Origin of the sequence: Achromobacter sp. NPDC008082, assembly GCF_042957345.1 — a bacterium.
Lineage (GTDB): Bacteria > Pseudomonadota > Gammaproteobacteria > Burkholderiales > Burkholderiaceae_B > Achromobacter > Achromobacter kerstersii_A.
Window position 1 is genome coordinate 729,487 of record NZ_JBIBIB010000002.1, and the last position, 22,026, is coordinate 751,512.

Genomic DNA, 22,026 nt, shown 5'->3' on the forward strand with positions numbered 1-22,026 from the left:
CTTATCGGCCCGCCCGCTGCGGGGGCGTGAATGGAAAGCTACTACCTGGATTGGGTCAATCTGCTGCTGCGTTGGGCCCACATCATTACCGGCATCGCGTGGATCGGCACGTCGTTCTACTTTGTGATGCTGGACAACAGCCTGGAAAAACCGCGCGACGCGGAATCCGTCAACAAAGGCGTAGGCGGCGAGCAATGGGCGGTACACGGCGGCGGCTTCTACAACATGCAGAAGTACGCGGTGCAACCCAAGAAGCTGCCCGATCATCTGCACTGGTCGTTCTGGGAAAGCTACAGCACGTGGCTGACCGGCTTTGCGCTGTTCACCATGTCGTACCTGTGGAACGCCAGCACCTATCTCATTGATCGTTCAAAGATGGACTGGCAGCCTTCCACCGCCGTGGCGGTGGCGCTGGCCTTCTTTGTGGTGTTCTGGATTGTCTACGACGGCATCTGCCGGCTGTTCGGCCGCGGCAAGCACGGCGACACCATCGTGGGTGTGTTGGTCGCGGTGTTCATTGCATTGGCGTCGTGGCTGGCTTGTCACTGGTTTGCGGGCCGCGCGGCATTCCTCCTGGTGGGCGCGATGATGGCCACCACCATGAGCGGCAACGTGTTCTTCTGGATCATTCCCGGCCAGAGGAAGAACGTGGCGGCGATGCGGGCGGGCAAGCCGGTCGACCCGGTGAACGGCCAGCGCGGCAAGCAGCGCAGCGTGCACAACACTTACTTCACGCTGCCCGTGGTGTTCACCATGATGAGCAACCACTACAGCTTCACTTATACCCATCAGTACAACTGGATCGTGCTGCTGCTGATCATGCTGGGCGGCGCGGCGATACGTCAGTTCTTCGTCGTGCGCCATCGCTTCAAGCTGGGCAATGCGCGCAATCCGCTGCCGTATGTGCTGCTGGGTATCGCGGTGCTGGGCCTGACCATCATCTGGATGCGGCCTGCGCCGGTGGCGGCGTCGGCGGCGGTTGCGCCGCCCGCCGATGTGGCCTTCACGCAAGTGCGTCAGGTGTTTGATCAGCGTTGCCTACTTTGCCATGGCGCGCAGGTGCAGATGAAGAACGTGCGGCTGGATTCCGTGGAGCAGATCGCCACCCACGCGCAGGCCGTCTACCAGCAAGTGGTCGTGTCGAAAATCATGCCGATGGCCAATTCCACCGGCATGACCGACGACGAACGCGCGTTGATCGGCGCCTGGTTCCAGGCGGGCGCCAAGACAAATTGAAGCGGGCAGGGCGGGCCAGTTCAGCGTAAATCGCCCGCCGGCCAGCCCATCGAGCCGAAGCCTTGCGCCGGGTAGCCGTCTTCAGCCGTTGCGGTACAGAAAGCTATAGGCGTTGATCGCCGGCACCCCTCCCAGGTGCGCATACAGAACCTTCGACCCGGCGGGAATTTCGCCACGGCGGATGATGTCCATCATCCCCTGCATGGACTTCCCCTCGTACACCGGGTCGGTCATCATGCCTTCCAGTCGCGCGCAGGTGCGAATGGCCTCGTTGGTTTCGGCGGATGGCAGGCCGTAGGCGGGGTAGGCGTAGCGCGTGTCCAGCACCACGTCGCTGTCGGCAATGCCTTGTTCCAGCCCGACCATGTCGGCCGTGCGCCGCGCAATGCGCAGAATCTGCGCGCGCGTCTGATCCGGCGTGGCGGACGCATCGATGCCAATCACGCGGTCGGCGCGGCCATCGGCCGCAAAGCCCACCACCATGCCCGCTTGCGTGCTGCCGGTGACGGCGCATACAACGATGTAGTCGAACTTGAACCCCAGCTCGGCTTCCTGGCGCCGCACTTCTTCTGCGAAGCCCACATAGCCCAGTCCGCCCAATTCGTGGTCAGACGCGCCGGCCGGAATGGCGTAGGGCTTGCCGCCGCGCTTTCTGACGTCTTCCAGCGCCTCTTCCCAGCTGCGCCGAAAGCCGATGTCAAAGCCCTGGTCCACCAGCCGCACATCGGCGCCCATCAGGCGGCTCATCATGATGTTGCCCACGCGGTCGTAAACCGCATCCGAATAGTCCACCCAGTTTTCCTGCACCAGCACGCAGGCCAGCCCCAGCTTGGCGGCCACCGCGGCCACCATGCGGGTGTGGTTGGACTGGATGCCGCCGATTGTCACCAGCGTGTCGCAGCCTTGCTCAAGCGCCTGCGGGATCAGGTATTCCAGCTTGCGCAGCTTGTTGCCGCCGAACGCCAGGCCGCTGTTGCAGTCTTCGCGCTTGGCGTAGATCTCGACCTTGCCGCCCAGGTGCGCGGACAGGCGGTCGAGCTTTTCGATGGGGGTGTCGCCAAAGGTCAGGCGATGACGGGGAAAGCGTTGCAGATCCATGCGGGCTCCTGATGATGACGTTCCGGCCGGCGGGTGGCGCGGATGGAAAAATCATAGGAACCGCAGCGATATGCGGTCAATTGCGTATTTTTATCAATAACGTCATTCGCACGGTTTAATAATCGTTGCTTGCGAATAAATATTTGGAATATAAAAACGAATACGAAATTAAATTTTTAGGGACGCATCTTATGCCCGCGCTCGCCAGCCTGGACCGCATCGACCGCCACATCCTGCGCGTCTTGCAAGACGATGCGCAGATCACCAATCTGGATCTGAGCACGCGCGTGCATTTGAGTCCGGCCGCGTGCCTGCGGCGCGTTGAAAAATTGAAGGCCGAAGGCATCATCAAAAAGACGGTGGCGTTGTTGGAACCGGCGGAGGTCGACATGGCCACGCTCGTCATCGTGGGCGTGGTGCTGGACCGCTCCACGCCCGACTCCTTCACCGACTTTGAGGAAGCAGCGCGCGGCATCAGCGGCTGCCTGGAATGCCACTTGGTCGCCGGCGAGTTCGACTACTTTTTGATGCTGCGCATACGGGATCTTGAACGCTTCAACAAGCTGCATGCGGGCGAGATCATCAAGCTGCCTGGCGTGCGCCAGATTCGTACTTTTTTCGTGCTGAAAGAGATCTTGTCGACCACCGCGTTGCCGGTGTGACGCGGCTAATGCGCAACACTCTTTTTTTAGCGGCTAAAAAATGACGCGCTGCGGCATTTTGGATTAACAGAATTTGATGGTGCGTAGACGGCGCAATGTCAGGGGTTGCCAGGACATTCCAAAGCCGCATGGCGGCATTCCGAATCGGCTTTTTGCGTCACAGAAATGGCGGAAGACGGCCGTAAACTCAAAGGGTTATACTGCTCGGCATACGGCTTTCAAGGCTTGTACGCGCCTTCTGCCCCTGCGATCCGCTTAACGGGAAGCCCGTGTCGCGGAAGGTTTTTCCTGCATCGTGTCGAGTGAAGCACTCGTAAAGGTGAAGCGATATGTCTTCGGAAATAGAATCTCTATCCACGTCTTATCTCTTTGGCGGTAACGCGCCATATGTTGAGGAGCTTTACGAAGCCTACCTCGACAACCCCGGTTCGGTTCCTGATAACTGGCGCGAATATTTCGACCAGTTGCAGCACGCTCCCGCTACCGACGGCCAAGAGTCCACTCGTGACCAGGCCCACGCTCCCATCGTTGAATCGTTCGCCCAGCGCGCCAAGGCCAATGCCTTTGTGCAACGTACGGCCGAACCCGATCTGAGCGTCGCCAGCAAGCAAGTGTCGGTGCAGTCGCTGATTGCCGCCTACCGTTCGCTGGGTTCGCGCTGGGCCGATCTGGACCCGCTCAAGCGCCAAGAGCGCCCGCCGATTCCGGAACTCGATCCGGCCTTCTATGGCCTGACCGAAGCCGATCTGGATCAAACCTATTCGGCCACCAACACCTACTTCACGACCGCCAGCACCATGACGCTGCGCGACATCCTGAAGGCGCTGCGCGACACGTATTGCCGCAGCATCGGTGCTGAATTCACGCACATCTCCGACCCCGCCGCCAAGCGCTGGATTCAGGAACGCCTGGAAACCACGCTGGGTGCGCCGACCTACTCGGTCGAAGAAAAGCGCCACATCCTGCAGCAACTGACCGAGTCCGAAGGCCTCGAGCGCTTCCTGCACACCAAGTACGTCGGCCAGAAGCGCTTCTCGCTGGAAGGCGGCGAAAGCTTCATCGCCTCGATGGACGAAGTGGTGAACCACGCCGGTGAAAACGGCGTCCAGGAAATCGTGGTCGGCATGGCCCACCGTGGCCGCCTGAACCTGCTCGTGAACATCATGGGCAAGATGCCTGGCGACCTGTTCGCCGAGTTCGAAGGCAAGCACGCCGAAGGCCTGACCGACGGCGACGTGAAGTACCACAACGGCTTCTCCTCCGACCTGTCCACCCGTGGCGGCCCGGTCCACCTGTCGTTGGCGTTCAACCCGTCCCACCTTGAAATCGTGAACCCCGTTGTCGAAGGCAGCGCACGCGCTCGCCAAGAACGCCGCGGCGACGCCGAAGGCAAGACCGTGCTGCCGGTGCTGGTGCACGGCGACGCGGCTTTCGCCGGCCAAGGCGTGGTCATGGAAACCCTGAACCTGGCGCAAACCCGCGGCTACGGTACGGGCGGCACGCTGCACATCGTCATCAACAACCAGATCGGCTTCACGACGTCTGACCCGCGTGACTCGCGTTCGACGCTGTATTGCACCGACGTCGTCAAGATGATCGAAGCCCCGGTGTTCCACGTCAACGGCGACGACCCCGAAGCCGTGGTGTTCGTCACCAAGCTGGCGCTGGACTACCGTCTGCAATTCCGTCACGACGTCGTCGTGGACATCGTTTGCTTCCGCAAGCTGGGCCACAACGAACAAGACACCCCGTCGCTGACGCAGCCCCTGATGTACAAGCGCATCGGCCATCACCCCGGCACGCGCAAGCTGTACGCCGACAAGCTGACCACGCAAGGCGTGCTGGCTGAAGGCGAAGCCGATCAACTGGTCAAGGACTACCGTCAGCTGATGGAAGACGGCCAGCGCACGATCGAACCCGTGCTGACCGACTACAAGAGCAAGTACGCGATCGACTGGTCCCCGTTCCTGGGCGCCAAGTGGACCGACCAGGCCGACACGGCCGTGCCGCTGGCTGAACTGAAGCGCATCGGCGAACGCATCACGACGGTTCCGGAAGGCTTCACGGTGCACCCGCTGGTCGCCAAGCTGCTGAACGACCGCCGCACGATGGCCAAGGGCGAAATGAACCTGGACTGGGGCATGGGCGAACACCTCGCCTTCGCCACCCTGGTGTCCTCGGGCTACGCCATCCGCATCACCGGCCAGGACTCGGGCCGTGGCACGTTCACGCACCGCCACGCCGTGCTGCACGACCAGAACCGCGAACGCTGGAACGACGGCACCTACATTCCGCTGCAGAACGTGTCGGAAGGCCAGGCTCCGTTCACCGTCATCGACTCCGTGCTGTCCGAAGAGGCGGTGCTGGGCTTTGAATACGGTTACTCCAGCGCTGAACCGAACACGCTGACCATCTGGGAAGGCCAGTTTGGCGACTTCGTCAACGGCGCCCAGGTCGTGATCGACCAGTTCATCAGCTCCGGCGAAGCCAAGTGGGGCCGCCAGTCGGGCCTGACCCTGATGCTGCCGCACGGCTACGAAGGCCAAGGCCCCGAGCACTCGTCGGGCCGCATCGAGCGCTTCCTGCAACTGTGCGCCGACAACAACATGCAAGTGGTCCAGCCGACCTCTGCCTCGCAGATCTTCCATGTTCTGCGCCGCCAGATGATTCGCCCGTTCCGCAAGCCGCTGGTGCTGTTCACGCCGAAGTCGCTGCTGCGTAACAAGGACGCCGGCTCCCCCCTGACCGATCTGGCAGGCGGCAGCTTCCGTCCGGTCATCGGCGAAGTCGACGACACCATCGACGCCAGCAAGGTCAAGCGCGTTCTGGCTTGCTCGGGCAAGGTGTATTACGACCTGGTCAACGCCCGCCGCGAGCGTGGCGCCGACAACGTCGCCATCGTCCGCGTCGAGCAGTTGTACCCGTTTGCGCACAAGTCGTTCGAGACCGAACTGCGCAAGTACCCGAAGGCCACCGAAGTGATCTGGGTTCAAGACGAACCGCAGAACCAAGGCGCCTGGTTCTACGTTCAGCATCACGTGTACGAGAACATGGTGGAAGGCCAGAAGCTGGGCTACGCCGGCCGCGCCGCGTCGGCATCGCCGGCCGTGGGCTACCTGGCCAAGCACCAGGAGCAGCAGAAGGCCCTGATCGAAACGGCTTTCGCGCCCAAGTTCAAGGTCATGTTGACGAAGTAACCCTGACTTGATGCATGCGCCGCGCGCGGCAAGCGTTTTGGAACTCGATTTCGAACCTTGCCGCGCCGCGTGACCAGAACACAAACTTTACGGAACAAACAAAATGGCTATTACCGACGTCGTCGTCCCCCAACTTTCCGAATCCGTTTCCGAAGCGACCCTGCTGACCTGGAAGAAGCAGCCGGGCGCTGCCGTTGAAGCGGACGAAATCCTGATCGAAGTCGAAACCGACAAGGTTGTGCTGGAAGTGCCGGCCCCCGCTTCGGGCGTGCTGGCTGAAATCGTCAAGGGCGATGGCAGCACCGTGACTTCGGGCGAAGTGCTGGCCCGCATCGACACCGCTGGCAAGGCTGCCGCCGCCGCGACCGCTCCCGCCGCTGCCCCCAAGGCCGCTGAACAAGCCGCCGCCGCTGCGCCGGCCGCTGCTGCCCCGGCCTCGTCGGCCGCTGCCGGCGTGGCCTCGCCCGCCGCCGCCAAGATCCTGGCCGAGAAGGGCGTTGACGCCGCTTCCGTGTCGGGCACCGGCCGTGACGGCCGCGTGACCAAGGGCGACGCCCTGGCCGCCAGCGCACCCGCCGCCAAGGCCGCTCCGGCCAAGGCCCCGGCTGCTCCCGCCCCGACCACGCTGTCGCTGGACGGCCGTCCGGAACAGCGCGTGCCGATGAGCCGCCTGCGCGCCCGCATCGCCGAGCGCCTGCTGCAATCGCAGCAAGAAAACGCAATCCTGACCACGTTCAACGAAGTGAACATGCAAGCGGTCATCGATCTGCGCAGCAAGTACAAGGACAAGTTCGAAAAGGAACACGGCATCAAGCTGGGTTTCATGTCGTTCTTCGTCAAGGCCGCTGTGGCCGCCCTGAAGAAGTACCCGCTGATCAACGCGTCGATCGACGGCAAGGACATCATCTATCACGGCTACTTCGACATCGGTATCGCTGTCGGCAGCCCGCGTGGCCTGGTGGTGCCGATCCTGCGCAACGCCGACCAGCTGTCCATCGCTGAAATCGAAAAGACCATTGCTGACTTCGGCCGCCGCGCCGCTGACGGCAAGCTGGGCATTGAAGAAATGACCGGCGGCACGTTCTCGATCTCCAACGGTGGCGTGTTCGGTTCGATGCTGTCGACCCCGATCATCAACCCGCCGCAATCGGCCATCCTGGGCGTGCACGCCACCAAGGATCGCGCTGTTGTCGAAAACGGCCAGATCGTCATCCGCCCGATGAACTACCTGGCGCTGTCCTACGACCACCGCATCATCGACGGCCGCGAAGCCGTGCTGGGCCTGGTCGCCATGAAGGACGCTCTGGAAGATCCGCAGCGCCTGTTGCTGGACCTGTAATCTCGACGCCCCGCGCGGCGCCGCACCGGGTCTTCCGGCTCGCGGCGCCCCGGCCGGCCCACGGCTGGCCTCCGGCTCGCAAACACCGGGCGGGGCGTGTTCCACCCCACACTCAATCGCGAGAACACTATGTCCAAACAATTTGACGTCGTCGTGATCGGCGCAGGCCCTGGCGGCTACATCGCCGCCATTCGCGCAGCGCAACTCGGCATGTCGGTCGCTTGCATCGACGCCTGGCAAAACGGCCAAGGCGGCCCGGCTCCTGGCGGCACCTGCACCAACGTTGGTTGCATCCCGTCCAAGGCGCTGCTGCAATCGTCCGAGCACTTCGAACAAGCCAACCATCACTTCGCCGAGCACGGCATCGAAGTCAAGGGCGTGAGCCTGAAGCTCGACACGCTGATCGGCCGTAAGAACACGGTGGTCAAGCAGAACAACGACGGCATCCTGTACCTGTTCAAGAAGAACAAGGTCACGTTCTTCCACGGCAAGGGCCAGTTCAGCGGCCAAGTGGAAGGCGGCTGGGCCATCAAGGTCACCGGCACCGCCGAAGAAGACCTGGTTGCCAAGCACGTCGTGGTGGCGACGGGTTCGTCGGCGCGTGAACTGCCGGGCCTGCCGTTTGACGAAAAGGTCGTGCTGTCCAACGACGGCGCACTGAACATCGGCGCCGTGCCGAAGACGCTGGGCGTGATCGGCGCTGGCGTGATCGGCCTGGAAATGGGTAGCGTGTGGCGCCGCCTGGGTTCGGAAGTCACGATCCTGGAAGCCATGCCGGAATTCCTGGCTGCTGCCGACGGCCAAGTGGCCAAGGAAGCGCTGAAGGCGTTCACCAAGCAAGGCCTGAACATCCAGATGGGTGTGAAGATCGGCGAGATCAAGGCCACCGCCAAGTCGGTGACCGTGCCTTACGTCGACGCCAAGGGCGCCGAGCAAAAGCTGGTGGTCGACAAGCTGATCGTCTCGATCGGCCGTGTGCCTTACACCGGCGGCCTGAACGCCGACGCCGTGGGCCTGAAGCTGGACGAACGCGGCTTCGTGGCCGTGGACGGCGATTGCAAGACCAACCTGCCGAACGTCTGGGCAGTGGGTGACGTGGTGCGCGGCCCGATGCTGGCGCACAAGGCCGAAGAAGAAGGTGTGGCGGTTGCCGAGCGTATCGCCGGCCAGCATGGCCACGTCAACTTCGACACCGTGCCGTGGGTCATCTACACGTCGCCGGAAATCGCCTGGGTCGGCAAGACCGAACAGCAGCTCAAGGCCGAAGGCCGCGAGTACAAGGCGGGCAGCTTCCCGTTCCTGGCCAACGGCCGCGCTCGCGCGCTGGGCGACACCACGGGCTTTGCCAAGGTGATCGCTGACGCCAAGACCGACGAAGTCCTGGGCGTGCACATTGTGGGCCCGATGGCCTCGGAACTGATCTCGGAAGCCGTGACCATCATGGAATTCCGTGGCGCCGCTGAAGACATCGCCCGCATCTGCCACGCACACCCGACGCTGTCGGAAGCCGTGAAGGAAGCCGCTCTGGCCGTGGACAAGCGCGCGCTGAACTTCTAAGCGTCCTTGACCTGAGCTAGACAGGGGGCGGGTTCAAGGACCCGCCCTTTTTTCATTTTGGTTGGTTGAGCTAAGCCCCATGAACGTCCGCGAATACTATGAACACGCCCTGGCCGAACGTGGCTACAAGCCCGATGCCGCGCAGAAGCTGGCCATCGACCGCTTGCAGCGCTATTACGACGAATGGGTGAAGTTCAAGTCGATGCGCTCGAACGCGCTGAAGAAGCTGCTGAATCGGCCCGACGTGCCGCGCGGCGTGTATCTGTGGGGTGGGGTGGGGCGCGGCAAGAGCTTCCTGATGGATGCCTTCTACGCGACCGTGCCGGTGGTGCGCAAGACGCGTCTGCACTTCCACGAATTCATGCGCGGCGTGCATCGCGAGCTGGAAGAAGTGAAGGGCATGCAAGACCCGCTGGACGAAGTGGCCAAGCGGGTCGCCAAGCGCTACCGCCTGATCTGCTTTGACGAATTCCACGTGTCGGATGTGGCCGACGCGATGATTCTGCACCGCTTGCTGCTCAAGCTGTTCGAATACGGCACGTCGTTTGTGATGACGTCCAACTACGAGCCGTCCACGCTGTACACCGATGGCCTGCACCGCGACCGCGTGCTGCCCGCCATTGCGCTGATCCAGTCGCGCATGGACGTCATGAACGTGGATGCCGGCGTGGATTACCGCCGCCGTTCGCTGGAGCAAGTGCAATGCTTTCACACGCCGCTGGATGAGCACGCGCAGGCCGCGTTGCAAAAGGCCTTCGACAGCCTGGCCGACACCCCGCCGCAAGACCCCGTGCTGCACATCGAACACCGCGAGATCCGCGCGTTGGCCTTGGCGGGGGCCGTGGTGTGGTTTGATTTCGCGACGCTTTGCGGCGGCCCGCGTTCGCAGAACGACTACCTGGAACTGGCCAACCGCTTCCACGCCGTGATCTTGTCAGGCGTGCCGAAGATGGGGCCGCGCCAGGCTTCCGAAGCACGCCGCTTCACGTGGCTGATCGACGTGTTCTACGACCACCGCGTAAAGCTCATCATGTCGGCCGAGTGCGAGCCCGAAGAGATCTACACCGAGGGCGCGCTGGCCAATGAATTCCATCGCACCGTGTCGCGCATTCTTGAAATGCAGTCGCGCGAATACCTGGAATCGGAACGCCGCCTGACCGTGACGTTGTAGTAATGCCGCATCCGGCCCCTGTTACACGGGGCCGGCGTGCATAAGATTGGTAATGCAAGTCATTATCACTTAAGATTTTGAGACTTTTGGTCCCGCACCGCTGTCTCAACCGTGTCCTCCTCCGTCCTTTCCTCATCGGCTCCTTGCGCTGACGCTGTTGCGCCTGTCGATGGCCTATACCGCGATCACCGCCCCTGGCTGTTCGGCTGGCTGCGCCGCAAGCTCGGTTGCGAGCATCGCGCCGAAGATCTGGCGCAGGATGTATTCGTGCGCGTGATCCAGGGGCGCAAGGCCGTGCGCGCCAACGAGGCGCGGGCCTTGCTGACCACCATCGCGAAGGGCCTGGTCGTGGACCACCAGCGCCACGCCGCGCTGGAATACGCCTACCTGAGCTATCTGGCCACGCTGCCCGAAGCGTATGCGCCGTCGCCCGAAACGCAAACCGAACAGCTGCAATCGTTAAAGCAACTGGACCGCCTGCTGGATGGATTGCCGCCCAAGGCGCGCGCGGCATTTCTGATGTCGCAACTGGACGGGCTGACGTATCCCGACATCGCCCAGCGCCTGAACGTATCCCTGAGTTCCGTCCAGCAGTACATGGTGCGCGCGATGTCCGCGTGCTACACGGCGTTCTATGAGTAACGCCGCAGGCCGAATGCCGCCGGACCCGGTCGTGCGCCAGGCGATTGCCTGGTGGGCCAAGCTGCAATCCGGCTTGGCTGATGCGCACGACCGGGAATCCTGTCGGGCCTGGCTGGACGCGGACGCCGCGCACCAGCAGGCCTGGGACCGCTTGCAGGCCATAGGCCGCGACGCCCGCCGCGTGCCAGCGGCTTTGGCGCACGCGGCGTTGAATGCGCCGCCGTCACACGGGCGCCGGGCGGCGTTGCGCAGCTTGCTGGGCGTGACGGCGCTGGCCGTAACGGGCTGGGCGGGCTATCGGCATACGCCGTGGCAGCGCCTGGCGGCCGACGTGAGCACAAGCATAGGCGAGCGGCGCACGGTGGCGGTTGCCGATGGCTTGAGCATTACCTTGAATAGCGACAGCGCCGTGCGCTTGCGGCTGACCGGCAGCGCGCGCGGCATCGATCTACTGCGCGGCGAAATGCTGGTCGACACCGCCATGCGCCCGGGCGCGGACGCCTTGCACGTCGACACCGGGCATGGCGAGCTGCGGGCGGAACACGCCCGCTTTGACTTGCGCCGTACCGATACCGGATCGCGCTTGGGCGTGTATGAAGGCAGCGTGGCCTTGCTGCGCGACGGCGTGTGGACGCATGCCGCAGCGGGTGAGCGATTGGCCTTCGAGGACGACGGTGAGCTGCACCGCAACGCGTCGGACCCCGACCGGCTGGCCTGGGTTGACGGCCTGGTGGTGGCCAAGGAATGGCGGCTGGATTATTTCGCGCAGTATCTGGCGCGCCAACGCATGGGCGTGATCCGCGTGGACCCGGCCGTGGCCGGTTTGCAGTTGTCGGGCGTGTTTCCGCTGGACGACGCCGAACGCGCGTTAAAGGCGCTGGAACCCGCGCTGCCCATCACCGTGACGCGGCACACACAGTATTGGCTGCAAGTGGGCCCGCGTCAGATCTGACCGTTACAACTTTTTTGCCCGACGCATTGCAGGTTTTTGATCCCCATACGGAAAGGCAGAGATAGACCACCGTACAGGGAGAGTTTTGTGTCTGCTTCATCTCAATCGCGCCTGCGCGCCACATTGACCGCCGGCCGCATGGCCGTGCTGGCCGCCACGTGCGCGGGCGCGCTTGCCGCGGGCATGCCCGCCGCCTGGGCGCAGTCCGCGCCGGCCGCCGCCGCCAATGCGTCGCGCACATATCAAATTCCCGCTGGCCAGCTGGCCGACGCCTTGACGCAATTCGCGCGTAGCGCGGGCGTGGTCCTGTCGTTTGACCCCGCGATGGTGCGGGGTTTGCGCTCGGACGGATTGAATGGCGCGTACTCGGTGGGCGCCGGCTTTGCCCGCCTGCTGTCGGGCAGCGGCTTGCAAGCACGCGGGCAGTCGGGCAACACGTGGACGCTCGTGCCTGCGCCCGCTTCGTCTGGCGACACGCATGTGCTGGCGCCGGTGACGGTGTCCGGCATGGCGGACAGCGCGTTGGCGCCCACGGTGGGCTATGTGGCAACCGCCAGCGTCAGCGCCACCAAAACCGATACGCCGTTGATTGAAACGCCGCAGTCGGTGTCGGTGGTGACGCGTGAACAGATCACGGAGCAGGGCGCGCAGACCTTGAACCAGGTGCTGCGCTACACGGCCGGCGTGGCGACCGAATCGCGCGGCGCCACCGCCACGCGTCTGGACCAGTTCAGCGTGCGCGGCTTTTCCGCGTCGAGCTACCTGGACGGCCTGCGCGTATTCGGCGGGCGCGATGCCTTGCCGCAAGTGGACACCTACCGCCTTGAGCGCGTGGATGTGCTGAAGGGGCCGGCGTCCGTCATGTACGGGCAGGGCGGCCCGGGCGGCGTGGTGAACCAGGTCAGCAAGCGCCCCTTGGCCGAGACGCTGCGCGAAGTGGAAGTGCAGGTCGGCAACTACGACTACGGCCGCGCGAACTTTGATTTTGGCGGCCCGGTAGATGAAGAGGGCAAGTACCTGTACCGCCTGGTGGGTTCTGGCTATATGTCTGACGGCCAGGTCAAGGACACCAAGGAACGCCGCTACTTCGTGTCACCGGCCTTCACGTGGAAACCCAATGGCGACACGTCGCTGACCGTGCTGACGAACTTCCAGCGCGACCCCGACATGGGTTCGTATGGCGCCGCGCCGGCGATGCGCACGCTGTTATCCGCGCCGGACGGCATCCGTCTGCCCGCTGACTATTACGACGGCGACGCGAATTTCGAGAAGAGCGATCGCAAGAGTTACTCGCTGGGCTATGTGCTGGACCACCGCTTCAACGACACGCTCAAAGCCACGCAAAGCCTGCGCTGGACGCGGTCAGAAGCCAAGTACCGCAGCATTTACGGCGCGATGACGAACAACTACGGCTACACGGACAACACGTACCTGTACCATCAGCGCGCGTCGATTGCGACCGATGTGGATGTGGGCGCGCTGACGATCGACAACAACCTGCAAGCGCGCTTCAACACCGGCGTGTTCGGGCACACGGTGCTGCTGGGCTTTGACTATCAGCACGTCAAGACCGATACGTTGTCGGGCTTTGGCACGGCCCCGGCGCTGTCGGTGCTGCACCCGAATAATCATCAGAACATTCCGGTGCCGGCGTTCTCGTCGGATGCGACCTCGACGCAATATCAGACCGGCCTGTACTTCCAGGACCAGATCAAGATTGATCGCCTGTCGGTGCTGCTGGGCGGCCGCTATGACTGGTCGCGCACGGTGGGCGAAACCACCACCCTTTCCACGGGGCGCGTGGCGCCGTCGTCGCTGAATGCGGAAGCGTTCACGGGCCGCATGGGCGTGATCTACAACTTCGACAATGGTGTTGCGCCGTACTTCAGCTATTCGGAATCGTTCGAGCCGCAATCCGGCACGGGCTGGCAGAACGCGCCGTTCAAGCCGATCGAAGGCAAGCAGTATGAAGTGGGCATCAAGTACCAGCCGCCTGGCACCGCCACGATGCTGTCGTTTGCAGCCTTTGATATCCGCCGTGAAAACATGACGACCACCGATCCGGACCCGACGCACGTGTGCGGCACGGCAGGCGGGCGTTGCTCGATCCAGGCTGGCGAATTGCGCACGCAGGGTATCGAACTGGAAGCCAAGACGGAGCCGATGCGCGGCCTGACGCTGGTGGCGGCGTATTCGTTGATGGACAACGAATACTCCAAGGCCTATCCCAGCGTGGCCGGCCTGAACCTGAAGGGCAAGACGCCCGCCGCCGTTCCGTCGCAACAAGCGTCGGCGTGGGCGCGTTACCAGTTGCAGGAAGGCCCGCTGGCGGGCATGGGCGTGGGCGGCGGCGTGCGCTACATCGGTTCGTCGTACGCAAACGAGACCAACACCTTGAAGGTGCCGTCGGTGACGCTGTTTGACCTGATGCTGGACTACGACATGGGCCGCGTGTCACCCACGTTGAAGGGCATGCAGGTTGCGCTGAACGTACAGAACCTGTTCGACAAGGAATACATCGCGTCTTGCTCGGGCGAGTCGTGGTGCTGGTACGGTTATCAGCGCTCCATCAAGGCGAGCCTGCGCTACCGCTGGTAAACGGAAAGCGCGGGTCAATCACGCGCTGCGCGCCGCCGCCACATGCGCCCGCCACCGCGACAGGAACGCGTCGCGGTCGGCGGCGGCCTCGGCTTCGTCCACTGGCACGATCTTCACGTCGGCCAGCGCGGGCATGTCCAGATGCTTGCTGACGTCGATGTCGTTGCGGCTGGGGCGGCGGTAGGCGTTTTGCAGCAGCGCCACTTGCATGTCGCGCGACAGCAGCAAGTCGTACATGCGTTTGGCGGCGGCCGGGTTGGGGGAATTCTTCACCAGCGCCATGTTGTCCGCCACGGTGAACGTGCCGTCCTCGGGATACAGGATGCTGATTTCCTTCTGCCCGCCCGCTATATACGGGTAGGCGGTGGATTCGAAGGTGATGCCGACGGCGTATTCGCCTTGACCCACGCTGCGCACCACATGCGAGGCGGCGCTGGAGACGCTGACGTTGCGCGCCAACGCCTTCAGGCCGTCTTCGCCCAGCACGCGTTCTATCCCCCACAGCGCGGTGAAGGCGGTGGAGCTGTTGCCCGGGTCGCCGATGATGACCTTGCCTTTGAAGCGGCGGTCGGTCAGGTCCGCCCAACGGACGGGGGCGGGGCCGGAAAGCTGCCGCGCGTTGACCATGCCGACCACGATGTGCAGGTTGGCCGCCATCCATAAGTCATCGGGGCCATGCAGCGGGGCAGGAATTGCGTCGGCTTCGGGTGAGCGATAAGGCTCGAACAGGCTGCGATAGCCGTGCATGACGTTGGCGCTGGATGTCCAGAACACGTCACCCTTGGGCTGGCCGGCCTCGGCCTCGATCCGCCTGAGCAACTGGCTGCTGCCACCCACGACGGCGCTGGGTTTGACGTGCGGCAGCATGTCACGCGCGATGTCGCTGGCGGTGTCCACCGATTGTGAGTTCAGCGTCGTGTAGAGCACGACCTGTTCGGTGCGTTGGGCCATGGCGCGCGTGGGCAGCGCCGACATGCCGCCCGTGACGGCCAGCAGTTTGAGCACCTGACGGCGGTTGAGGGTAGGAAGCTGGATCATGGAGATTCCCTTGAGATGAGAGCGAAAGAAAGGATCAGGCAAAGAGCCGGATGCGAAATACCCGGGTCGCCAGCAGCACAGGCGCCAGGATCACGGTGATCAGCACCAGCCCGTAGGCCGATGCCTGGGCCATGAGGCCGCTGTCGATCAGCCGGAAAATCTGAATGGGCAAGGTCTCGTGTCCCGGCGAATACACGATTACCGATGCGCTGAGTTCGGACACGGTAGTGGTCCAGGTCAGCACGGCGGCGGCCGCGATGGCTGGCGCCATCAACGGCAGAACCACCTTCAGAAAGGACGTGAAGGGTGGCACCCCCAGACTGACCGAGGCTTCTTCGATGGAGTCCGGCAGGTTGAATAGCGTGGACGAGGCATTGCGCACGCCGAAGGGCAATCGCCGCACGATGTAGGCCAGCACGATCAGCGACGCCGTGCCAGACAAGTCGAACGCGCCGTGGCCGAAGGTCATCAGCAGGCCGATGCCGATCACCGTGCCGGACAGCGCCAGCGGAATGGCGCTCAGGTAGTCCAGCCAGGGCGTCAGCAGGTTGCGCTTCTTGACGATCAGATAGCTGGCCAGCGTGCTGAACGCGATGGCGATCAAGGTTGCCGCGCCCGCGTAGCCGATGGAGTTCACGACCGGCGCGGGCGCATTGACCAGCACGCGTTCCAGATGCGCCAGGGTCCATTCCCCCCAACGCATTACGGGGCCGTGCGCGCGGGTGAATGCGCCGGCCGCAAGCGTGCCTAGCGGCAGCATCGACAGCCCCATCACCACCAGCGCCGCGCAGGCCATGGCCGCACCACGCGGGCCCCGCATTGGGGTCTCGGGTGCGCCGCGTCCTTGCGTGATCTCGTAGCGTCCGCGCGAGACAATCCAGCGTTGCAGAAACAGCGCCAGCATCACCAGCGAGATCGATGTTGTCGCCAGCGTGCTTTGCATGACCGGGTCGCTGCCGGTTTCCGAGACCGACGCCTGATAGGTCAGTACCGATAGCAGCTCTACACGATGCCCCAGAATCATTGAGGTGGCGAAGTTGCCTACGACCATGGTGAACACCAGCAGCGCGCTGGCCAGGATGGCGGGCATGACGACGGGCGCCATCACCTTGAACCGCGACACGGGCGGCGATGTGCCCAGGCTTTGCGCGGCTTCTTCCAATTGCGAATCGAAGCCGCGGATGGCCGCCAGCGTGCCGATGTAGATGTAGGCGTAATACGTGAAGGTCATGACGGTCAGCAGGCCCGGCCAGCCGTAAAACGATGGCGGGTCCAGCCCCAGCCCATCGCGCAGCGCACGCGTCAGCACACCGTTGTTGCCCAGAATCATCAGCCAGGTTTGCGCGCCGATGACTTCGGGGATGACAAGCGTGATCAGCGGCAAGATCGACACCAGGGCCTTGCCCGGGTAATGGTGGCGCGCGGTCAGATATGCGAGCGGCACGCCGATGCCGGCGGCAAGCACCGTGACGCCCGCGCCCAGCAGCAAGGTGTTGCCGATGGCGCGCAGGTATCGCGGGTCGGACATCAGAATGTGCCAGCCTGACTGGCCGGCGTCATCGCGGGCCAGCACACTGGCCGACAGAATGTTTAGCACTGGCCACACCAGAAAGACCAGCAGCATCGCCAGCACCGCCACGGACAGCCACATCCATGGCGAGCGGAGCAGAGCGATCAGGCGCTTCATGATGCGAGCACCAGCGTCTTCTGCGGATCAAACATCAGGCCGATCTGCATGCCCCGGCCCAACGGCGAGGTTTGGCCGCCATGGACGTCCACGTTCATCACACGCCCACTGGGCAGTTCCACCCGGTAGTTCATCTTGATGCCCAGGTATTGTTCGGCCAGGATGCGGGCGGGCACGCCGGCTTCGGGTTGCGTGGATACGCGGATGTCTTCGGGGCGAGCGACCAGCACGGCTTGCCCTGACAGCGGCGCGGGCGCGTGGGCGGCGACGGGGTGGCCGTCAAGCTCCAGGCGGACGGACCCTGATGCCGACGCCACACATTGCACCGGCAGCAGATTGGCCGCGCCGATGAAATCGGCGACATAGCCGCTGGCGGGCTGGCCATAGACGTCGCGCGGCGTGCCCAATTGCGCCACGCGGCCCTGCTCCATGACGGCGATCTGGTCAGACAGGGCCAGCGCTTCTTCCTGGTCATGGGTGACGAAGACGGTGGTGATGCCCGCTTCACGCTGAAGCTCGGCAATGGTCTGCCGCACTTGAATGCGCAGCTTGGCGTCCAGGTTGGACAGCGGCTCGTCCATCAGCAGCACCTGCGGCTGAATCACCAGCGCGCGGGCAAGCGCCACGCGTTGACGCTGTCCGCCCGACAGCTCGGCGGGCAAGCGCGATGCATATTGCGCGAGCCCCACGCGGTCTAGCGCGGCGGCGACTCTTTGCTTGATCAGGGCCAGTGGCACCTTGCGGGCGCGCAGGCCGTAGGCGGCGTTGTCAAAGACGCTGCGGTTGGGAAAGAGCGCGTAGTCCTGAAACACCATGCCGATGTTGCGCTGATGCGCCGGCACGCGCGTGACGTCGTTGCCGCCGAATGACAAGCGGCCGGATTCGACCGGGATGAAGCCTGCCAGCGTGCGCAGCAAGGTGGTCTTGCCGCAGCCGCTGGGGCCGAGCAGGGTGAAGAAGCAACCCGGAGGAATGGCCAGGTTCAGGCCGTCGATGACCCGTTGTTTGCTATACGAGATGCAGAGATTTTCAATGCGGATATCCATGGCAGGCAGTTCCTGGCTCTCAAGAGTCGACACATCAACGAACAACAGTGGGCAAGCGGCGGGCAAGGGGCGGGGAAGCGGCGGGCAAGCCGCGAGCGTCAGGGCATGGCGGGGCGTAGCAGGCCCAGCGCTTCGTGGTGACGGGCGGGGTCGCCCGCGGCGAGTATCTGCGTGGCGGGGTTGTCCAGGCTGAGCGCGCGGCCGTGCCAATCGGTGATGACGCCGCCCGCACCTTGAATGACCGGCACGAAGGGCGCGTAGTCGTAAAGCGCCAGCTTGGCGTCGATGGCGACATCGGTGCGCCCCGACGCCAGCAGCCCGTATGCCAGGCAGCAGCCGCCGTAGATGCGCCAGCGGGTGCGCTCGCGCAGCACCTGAAATGCGGGCAGCTCATCGGCGGTGTAGAAGTCGGGGTTGCTGGTGCTGAGCATGGCGTCGCCCATGGCGTCGCACGGGCGGGTGTGGCAGGGCTGGCCCCGATGCCGGGTGGGCTGGCCGGCAGCGCCAACCCAGCGGTCTGCGGTCGAGGGAAAGTCCATGACGCCGATCACGGGTTCGCCGCGATGCAGCAGGGCGATCAGCGTGCCGAATACCGGTACGCCAGCCAGGAAGGGCGCGGTGCCGTCGATGGGATCAAGCACCCAGACGTATTCGGCGTCCAATCGGACAACGCCGCCTTCTTCGCCGTAAATGCCGTGGTCGGGATAGGCGTGTTCGATGCGGGCGCGCAGATGCGCTTCAATGGCATGGTCCAACGCGGTGACTAGGCTGCGGTCTGGCTTGATGTCAGGGCGCGGCACGCTGTGTTGCCCCGTCGCCAAGTAAGGCGCGAAACGTTCGCGGGCCTCTTGGGCCAGGCATTCAGCGAAGACGATGAAGGGAGCCAGGCGGTCTGTCATGAGGTTTCCTTATTCGGTTGAGCGGCTGGTGGAAGGCGGCGGGCGGCCATCGGAAGCGAGGCTGGCGCCTAGGCCCGCCAGCGCGCCAATGTTGTCGCTGACGCCCGCTAAGGTGCCGATGCTGTCGCCTACGCTCGCCAAGCTGCCGATGCTGTCACCCATGCCCGCCAGCGCGCCGATGCTGTCGCCCATGCCCGCCAAGGTGCCGACGCGGGCGGGTGCAAGCAGGTGCTTAGGCGGCGCGGGCGTCCAGCCATAGAGGGCTTGCGTGGCGGCGCCGCACACGCGGCCCTGACAGGCGCCCATGCCGCAGCGTGTGTGCAGCTTGGCGTCGATCCAGCTGTTGCATGCGGCCAAGGCGGATTGCGGAACGTCTTCGCAGCGGCAGATCAACGTGTCGGGGCGAGCCAGCGTCAAAAGGGGCGAGCGCAGCGTGAAATGCCGGCGCACGGTGTTGGCGAAGCCTTGCCATCGCGCGAGGTCGGGCGCCAGGCGCGTGGCCTGCGCCAATTCGCCAATCGCCGCGTGGCCCGCGATGGCCCCCTGAATCTGCGAGCGTTCGCTGCCGCCAATGCCAGTGCATTCGCCCGCCGCGAAGACGCCGGGGACAGACGTCTGAAGCAGACCGTCCACTTGCAACGCCTGATGCGCATCCAATTCGCATCCCAGCATCTGGCCCAATTGGGTATTGGGGATCAGGCCGAAGCCGCAGGCCAGGCGATGGCAGGCGATCTGTTCTTCACCATTGGCGCGGCGCAGGCGCACGTGCTGAAGCCGGCCGTTGCCGCTGGCCTCAAGCACATGGCTGGCGCTGCGGTATTGCGGATGGAACAGGGTCATGGCTTGCAGGGCTTTGACCGGCCAGCGCGGCAGGCCGCTGGCAAAGCGCAGGAGCGCGCGCCAGTCTGCCTGTTCGGCAATGCGTACAACAGTGGCGCCCGCGTCGCGTGCGGTGCGGGCGGCGGCCAACAGCAGCGGCCCGGTTCCCGCGATGACGATGCGCTGGCCGCGCAGCGAGGTGCCAGCCTTGACCAGCGCCTGCAACCCTCCGGCGCCGGTGACGCCGGGCAGCGTCCAGCCGGGAAACGGCAGCAGCAATTCGCGTGCGCCGGTGCAGAGAATCAGCGAGTCATAATGCTGGGTCCAACCCTGGCGCGCATCTTCAAGCAGCAGCGCGGCCTGTCCGGGTTGGCCGGCCAGGCCCACCACGCGCGTGCCGCATAGCACCGTGATGTTTGCGTGACGCGCCAGCTGTTCGCGCAGGCGCTGCGCGGGGGCGGGCAGGGCGGCAGCGGGGCCGTCGCGCCAGATTTGCCCGCCTGCGGCGGGGTTGTCGTCCACCAGCACGATGGCGCGCCCGCTTGCGGCCGCCGCCAACGCCGCCGACATGCCGGCGGGGCCGGCGCCCACAATGAGCAGGTCGCAGGTGCGGTGATGGCCGGCTGCCCGATCCGGTACGCCGGCCCAGCTGGTTGGGTCTAGAACGGTGTCGACGCGCATACCGTCGTGGCAAGGGGTCTGGCAGGCCAGGCGCAAGTGGCCCTCGACCAGCACGCGGCATTCATGGCAAATGCCCATCCCGCAAAACGCTGCACGCTTTTCGCCCGAGACAGAGATGCGGGAGTTGCCGGGCGCTCGCAAGGCGAGCGCGGCGGCGACGCTGCTGCCCGCGGCGACGCGCAAGGATTGGCCGTCGAGCCGGATGCGCACCCGTGCGCAGTCAGGCGGAGTCTTCGTCATGGCGTGACCTCGTCGAAGGAGCGGGATGCGGCGAAGGGAGTGGGGTCCAGCGGGGGAGCCGCGCCGGTCATCAGCGCGGCCAGCAGGCGGCCGGTGGCGGGGGCTGTAGTCACACCCAGCCCTTCGTGGCCGACCGCCAGCCACAGCTTGTCGCGCGCAGGGTGGCGGCCAATCAGCGGAAGCCCATCCGGGGTGGCGGTGCGCACGCCCGTCCAGGTGCGGATGAGGTTCAAGCCGGACAGGCCAGGCAGATAGCCGATTGCGCGCCGGAGCATGCGGGCCAATACGGCGGGTTCGACGGCGGGGGTGAGGGCGGTGCCGGAGGCGGAACCCGTCGCGCATTGGGCTTCACCGATTTGCCGGGATGACCCGATCAGCAGTTGGCCGGTGGGACGGGGCTGCACGTTGAAGGCAACCGCAGCGCCCTCGCGCTGCTGGGTGCTGGCCGTGTAGCCGAGTTCAACCAATTGATGGCGGATGCCGGTGGGGTAGCGGTCGGTGATGGCCAGATGGCCTTTCTTGGGATGCAGGGGCAGGTCGTCACACAGTCGGCTTGCCAACATGCCCGCCGCCAGCACAATGGCTTCGGCGGTGCGCCGGGAACCGTCGGTAAGGACCACGCCTTGCGCGTCGATCTTGCAGACTTCAACGGCTTCGAAAGACAGACACGGAGGGGCATGCGTGAGCAGCCAGCGCGCGGCGCTGGGTGCATAGATCAGCGCGTCGCCAGACACTTGCAATGCGCCAGCGAGTCCGGTGCGCAAGGCCGGCTCGGCGTGCGCCAGTTGTTGTGCGTTCAACAGCGTGGAGGGCACGCCGTGTTCCAGCAAGCGGCGCTGCTTGCGCTCGGCCTCTGCCATGTCGTGATCGCTTTCGGCCACCCACATCGTGCCGCAACCGGTATAGGCGCATGCCGGGTCCGTGTGGTTCATGCGCGCGCCCCAGTCGCGCCAGATATCCAGCGAGGCGGCGCTTAACGCCAGTTCGGCCGGGTGGGCATCCATGGCGACCAGGTGCCCCATGCCGGTTTGCGTGGCGCCCCCCAGCCGGGCATCCACCACGCGTACCGACAGGCCGGCCCGCGCCAGTTCGTGCGCGCAGGCAGCGCCGATGATGCCGGCGCCGATGACCAGCACATCCGTATGACGGTGAGACATGGAAAGC

General features: G+C 64.6%; 16 protein-coding genes. 9 read left to right on the forward strand and 7 right to left on the reverse strand.

Features of this window, described 5'->3' with window-relative positions; translation table 11 throughout:
• The first annotated feature begins 30 nt into the window (after positions 1-30).
• Complete coding sequence (locus ACFZAI_RS10360) at positions 31-1,236, forward strand: urate hydroxylase PuuD (RefSeq protein ID WP_391566809.1); 1,206 nt, start codon at positions 31-33, stop codon at positions 1,234-1,236.
• 81 nt (positions 1,237-1,317) lie between these two features.
• Here ACFZAI_RS10360 and ACFZAI_RS10365 read toward each other — a convergent pair whose 3' ends face one another.
• Positions 1,318-2,334, reverse strand: a complete 1,017-nt coding sequence (locus ACFZAI_RS10365; RefSeq protein ID WP_175169641.1) for a 1-aminocyclopropane-1-carboxylate deaminase — start codon at positions 2,332-2,334, stop codon at positions 1,318-1,320.
• Between the two features lie 191 nt (positions 2,335-2,525).
• On the opposite strand from ACFZAI_RS10365, the gene ACFZAI_RS10370 reads away from it, so the two are divergent.
• The 8 genes from ACFZAI_RS10370 to ACFZAI_RS10405 all read left to right on the forward strand — a co-directional run bounded on the left by ACFZAI_RS10370 (position 2,526) and on the right by ACFZAI_RS10405 (position 14,452).
• Complete coding sequence (locus ACFZAI_RS10370; protein ID WP_391566810.1) at positions 2,526-2,996, forward strand: Lrp/AsnC family transcriptional regulator; 471 nt, start codon at positions 2,526-2,528, stop codon at positions 2,994-2,996.
• Positions 2,997-3,325: 329 nt separating this feature from the next.
• Positions 3,326-6,193, forward strand: a complete 2,868-nt coding sequence (locus ACFZAI_RS10375; RefSeq protein ID WP_391566811.1) for a 2-oxoglutarate dehydrogenase E1 component — start codon at positions 3,326-3,328, stop codon at positions 6,191-6,193.
• A gap of 103 nt (positions 6,194-6,296) precedes the next feature.
• Positions 6,297-7,532 carry a 2-oxoglutarate dehydrogenase complex dihydrolipoyllysine-residue succinyltransferase gene (gene odhB / locus ACFZAI_RS10380; RefSeq protein WP_391566812.1) on the forward strand — a complete coding sequence of 412 codons (1,236 nt, stop codon included), beginning with the start codon at positions 6,297-6,299 and terminating at the stop codon, positions 7,530-7,532.
• 129 nt (positions 7,533-7,661) lie between these two features.
• Positions 7,662-9,089, forward strand: a complete 1,428-nt coding sequence (gene lpdA, locus ACFZAI_RS10385; RefSeq protein WP_054423864.1) for a dihydrolipoyl dehydrogenase — start codon at positions 7,662-7,664, stop codon at positions 9,087-9,089.
• Between the two features lie 79 nt (positions 9,090-9,168).
• Positions 9,169-10,260 (forward strand): cell division protein ZapE, encoded by a 1,092-nt coding sequence (gene zapE / locus ACFZAI_RS10390; RefSeq protein WP_183016332.1) that lies wholly within the window; start codon positions 9,169-9,171, stop codon positions 10,258-10,260.
• Positions 10,261-10,371: 111 nt separating this feature from the next.
• The gene (locus ACFZAI_RS10395) at positions 10,372-10,902 is read left to right on the forward strand and encodes a sigma-70 family RNA polymerase sigma factor (RefSeq protein WP_391566814.1); all 531 of its coding nucleotides are present in this window, start codon (positions 10,372-10,374) and stop codon (positions 10,900-10,902) included.
• Positions 10,895-11,854 (forward strand): FecR domain-containing protein, encoded by a 960-nt coding sequence (locus ACFZAI_RS10400; protein WP_391566815.1) that lies wholly within the window; start codon positions 10,895-10,897, stop codon positions 11,852-11,854. The genes ACFZAI_RS10395 and ACFZAI_RS10400 overlap by 8 nt, the downstream gene beginning before the upstream one ends.
• Before the next feature lie 138 nt (positions 11,855-11,992).
• The gene (locus tag ACFZAI_RS10405; RefSeq protein ID WP_391567103.1) at positions 11,993-14,452 is read left to right on the forward strand and encodes a TonB-dependent siderophore receptor; all 2,460 of its coding nucleotides are present in this window, start codon (positions 11,993-11,995) and stop codon (positions 14,450-14,452) included.
• 18 nt (positions 14,453-14,470) lie between these two features.
• On the opposite strand, the gene ACFZAI_RS10410 is transcribed toward ACFZAI_RS10405, so the two are convergent.
• The 6 genes from ACFZAI_RS10410 to ACFZAI_RS10435 all read right to left on the reverse strand — a co-directional run bounded on the left by ACFZAI_RS10410 (position 14,471) and on the right by ACFZAI_RS10435 (position 22,019).
• Positions 14,471-15,490, reverse strand: a complete 1,020-nt coding sequence (locus ACFZAI_RS10410; RefSeq protein ID WP_391566816.1) for an extracellular solute-binding protein — start codon at positions 15,488-15,490, stop codon at positions 14,471-14,473.
• A gap of 34 nt (positions 15,491-15,524) precedes the next feature.
• On the reverse strand, positions 15,525-17,177 hold the full coding sequence (locus ACFZAI_RS10415) for an ABC transporter permease (protein WP_391566817.1): 1,653 nt from the start codon (positions 17,175-17,177) through the stop codon (positions 15,525-15,527).
• Positions 17,174-18,223, reverse strand: coding sequence for an ABC transporter ATP-binding protein (locus ACFZAI_RS10420; RefSeq protein ID WP_391566818.1), 1,050 nt, complete (start codon positions 18,221-18,223; stop codon positions 17,174-17,176). Before ACFZAI_RS10420 ends, ACFZAI_RS10415 begins: the two co-directional genes overlap by 4 nt.
• 98 nt (positions 18,224-18,321) lie before the next feature.
• Positions 18,322-19,122, reverse strand: a complete 801-nt coding sequence (locus ACFZAI_RS10425) for an inositol monophosphatase family protein (RefSeq protein WP_391566820.1) — start codon at positions 19,120-19,122, stop codon at positions 18,322-18,324.
• A gap of 9 nt (positions 19,123-19,131) precedes the next feature.
• Positions 19,132-20,862, reverse strand: coding sequence for an FAD-dependent oxidoreductase (locus tag ACFZAI_RS10430; protein ID WP_391566821.1), 1,731 nt, complete (start codon positions 20,860-20,862; stop codon positions 19,132-19,134).
• Complete coding sequence (locus ACFZAI_RS10435) at positions 20,859-22,019, reverse strand: NAD(P)/FAD-dependent oxidoreductase (protein WP_391566822.1); 1,161 nt, start codon at positions 22,017-22,019, stop codon at positions 20,859-20,861. Before ACFZAI_RS10435 ends, ACFZAI_RS10430 begins: the two co-directional genes overlap by 4 nt.
• Between the last annotated feature and the right edge of the window lie 7 nt (positions 22,020-22,026).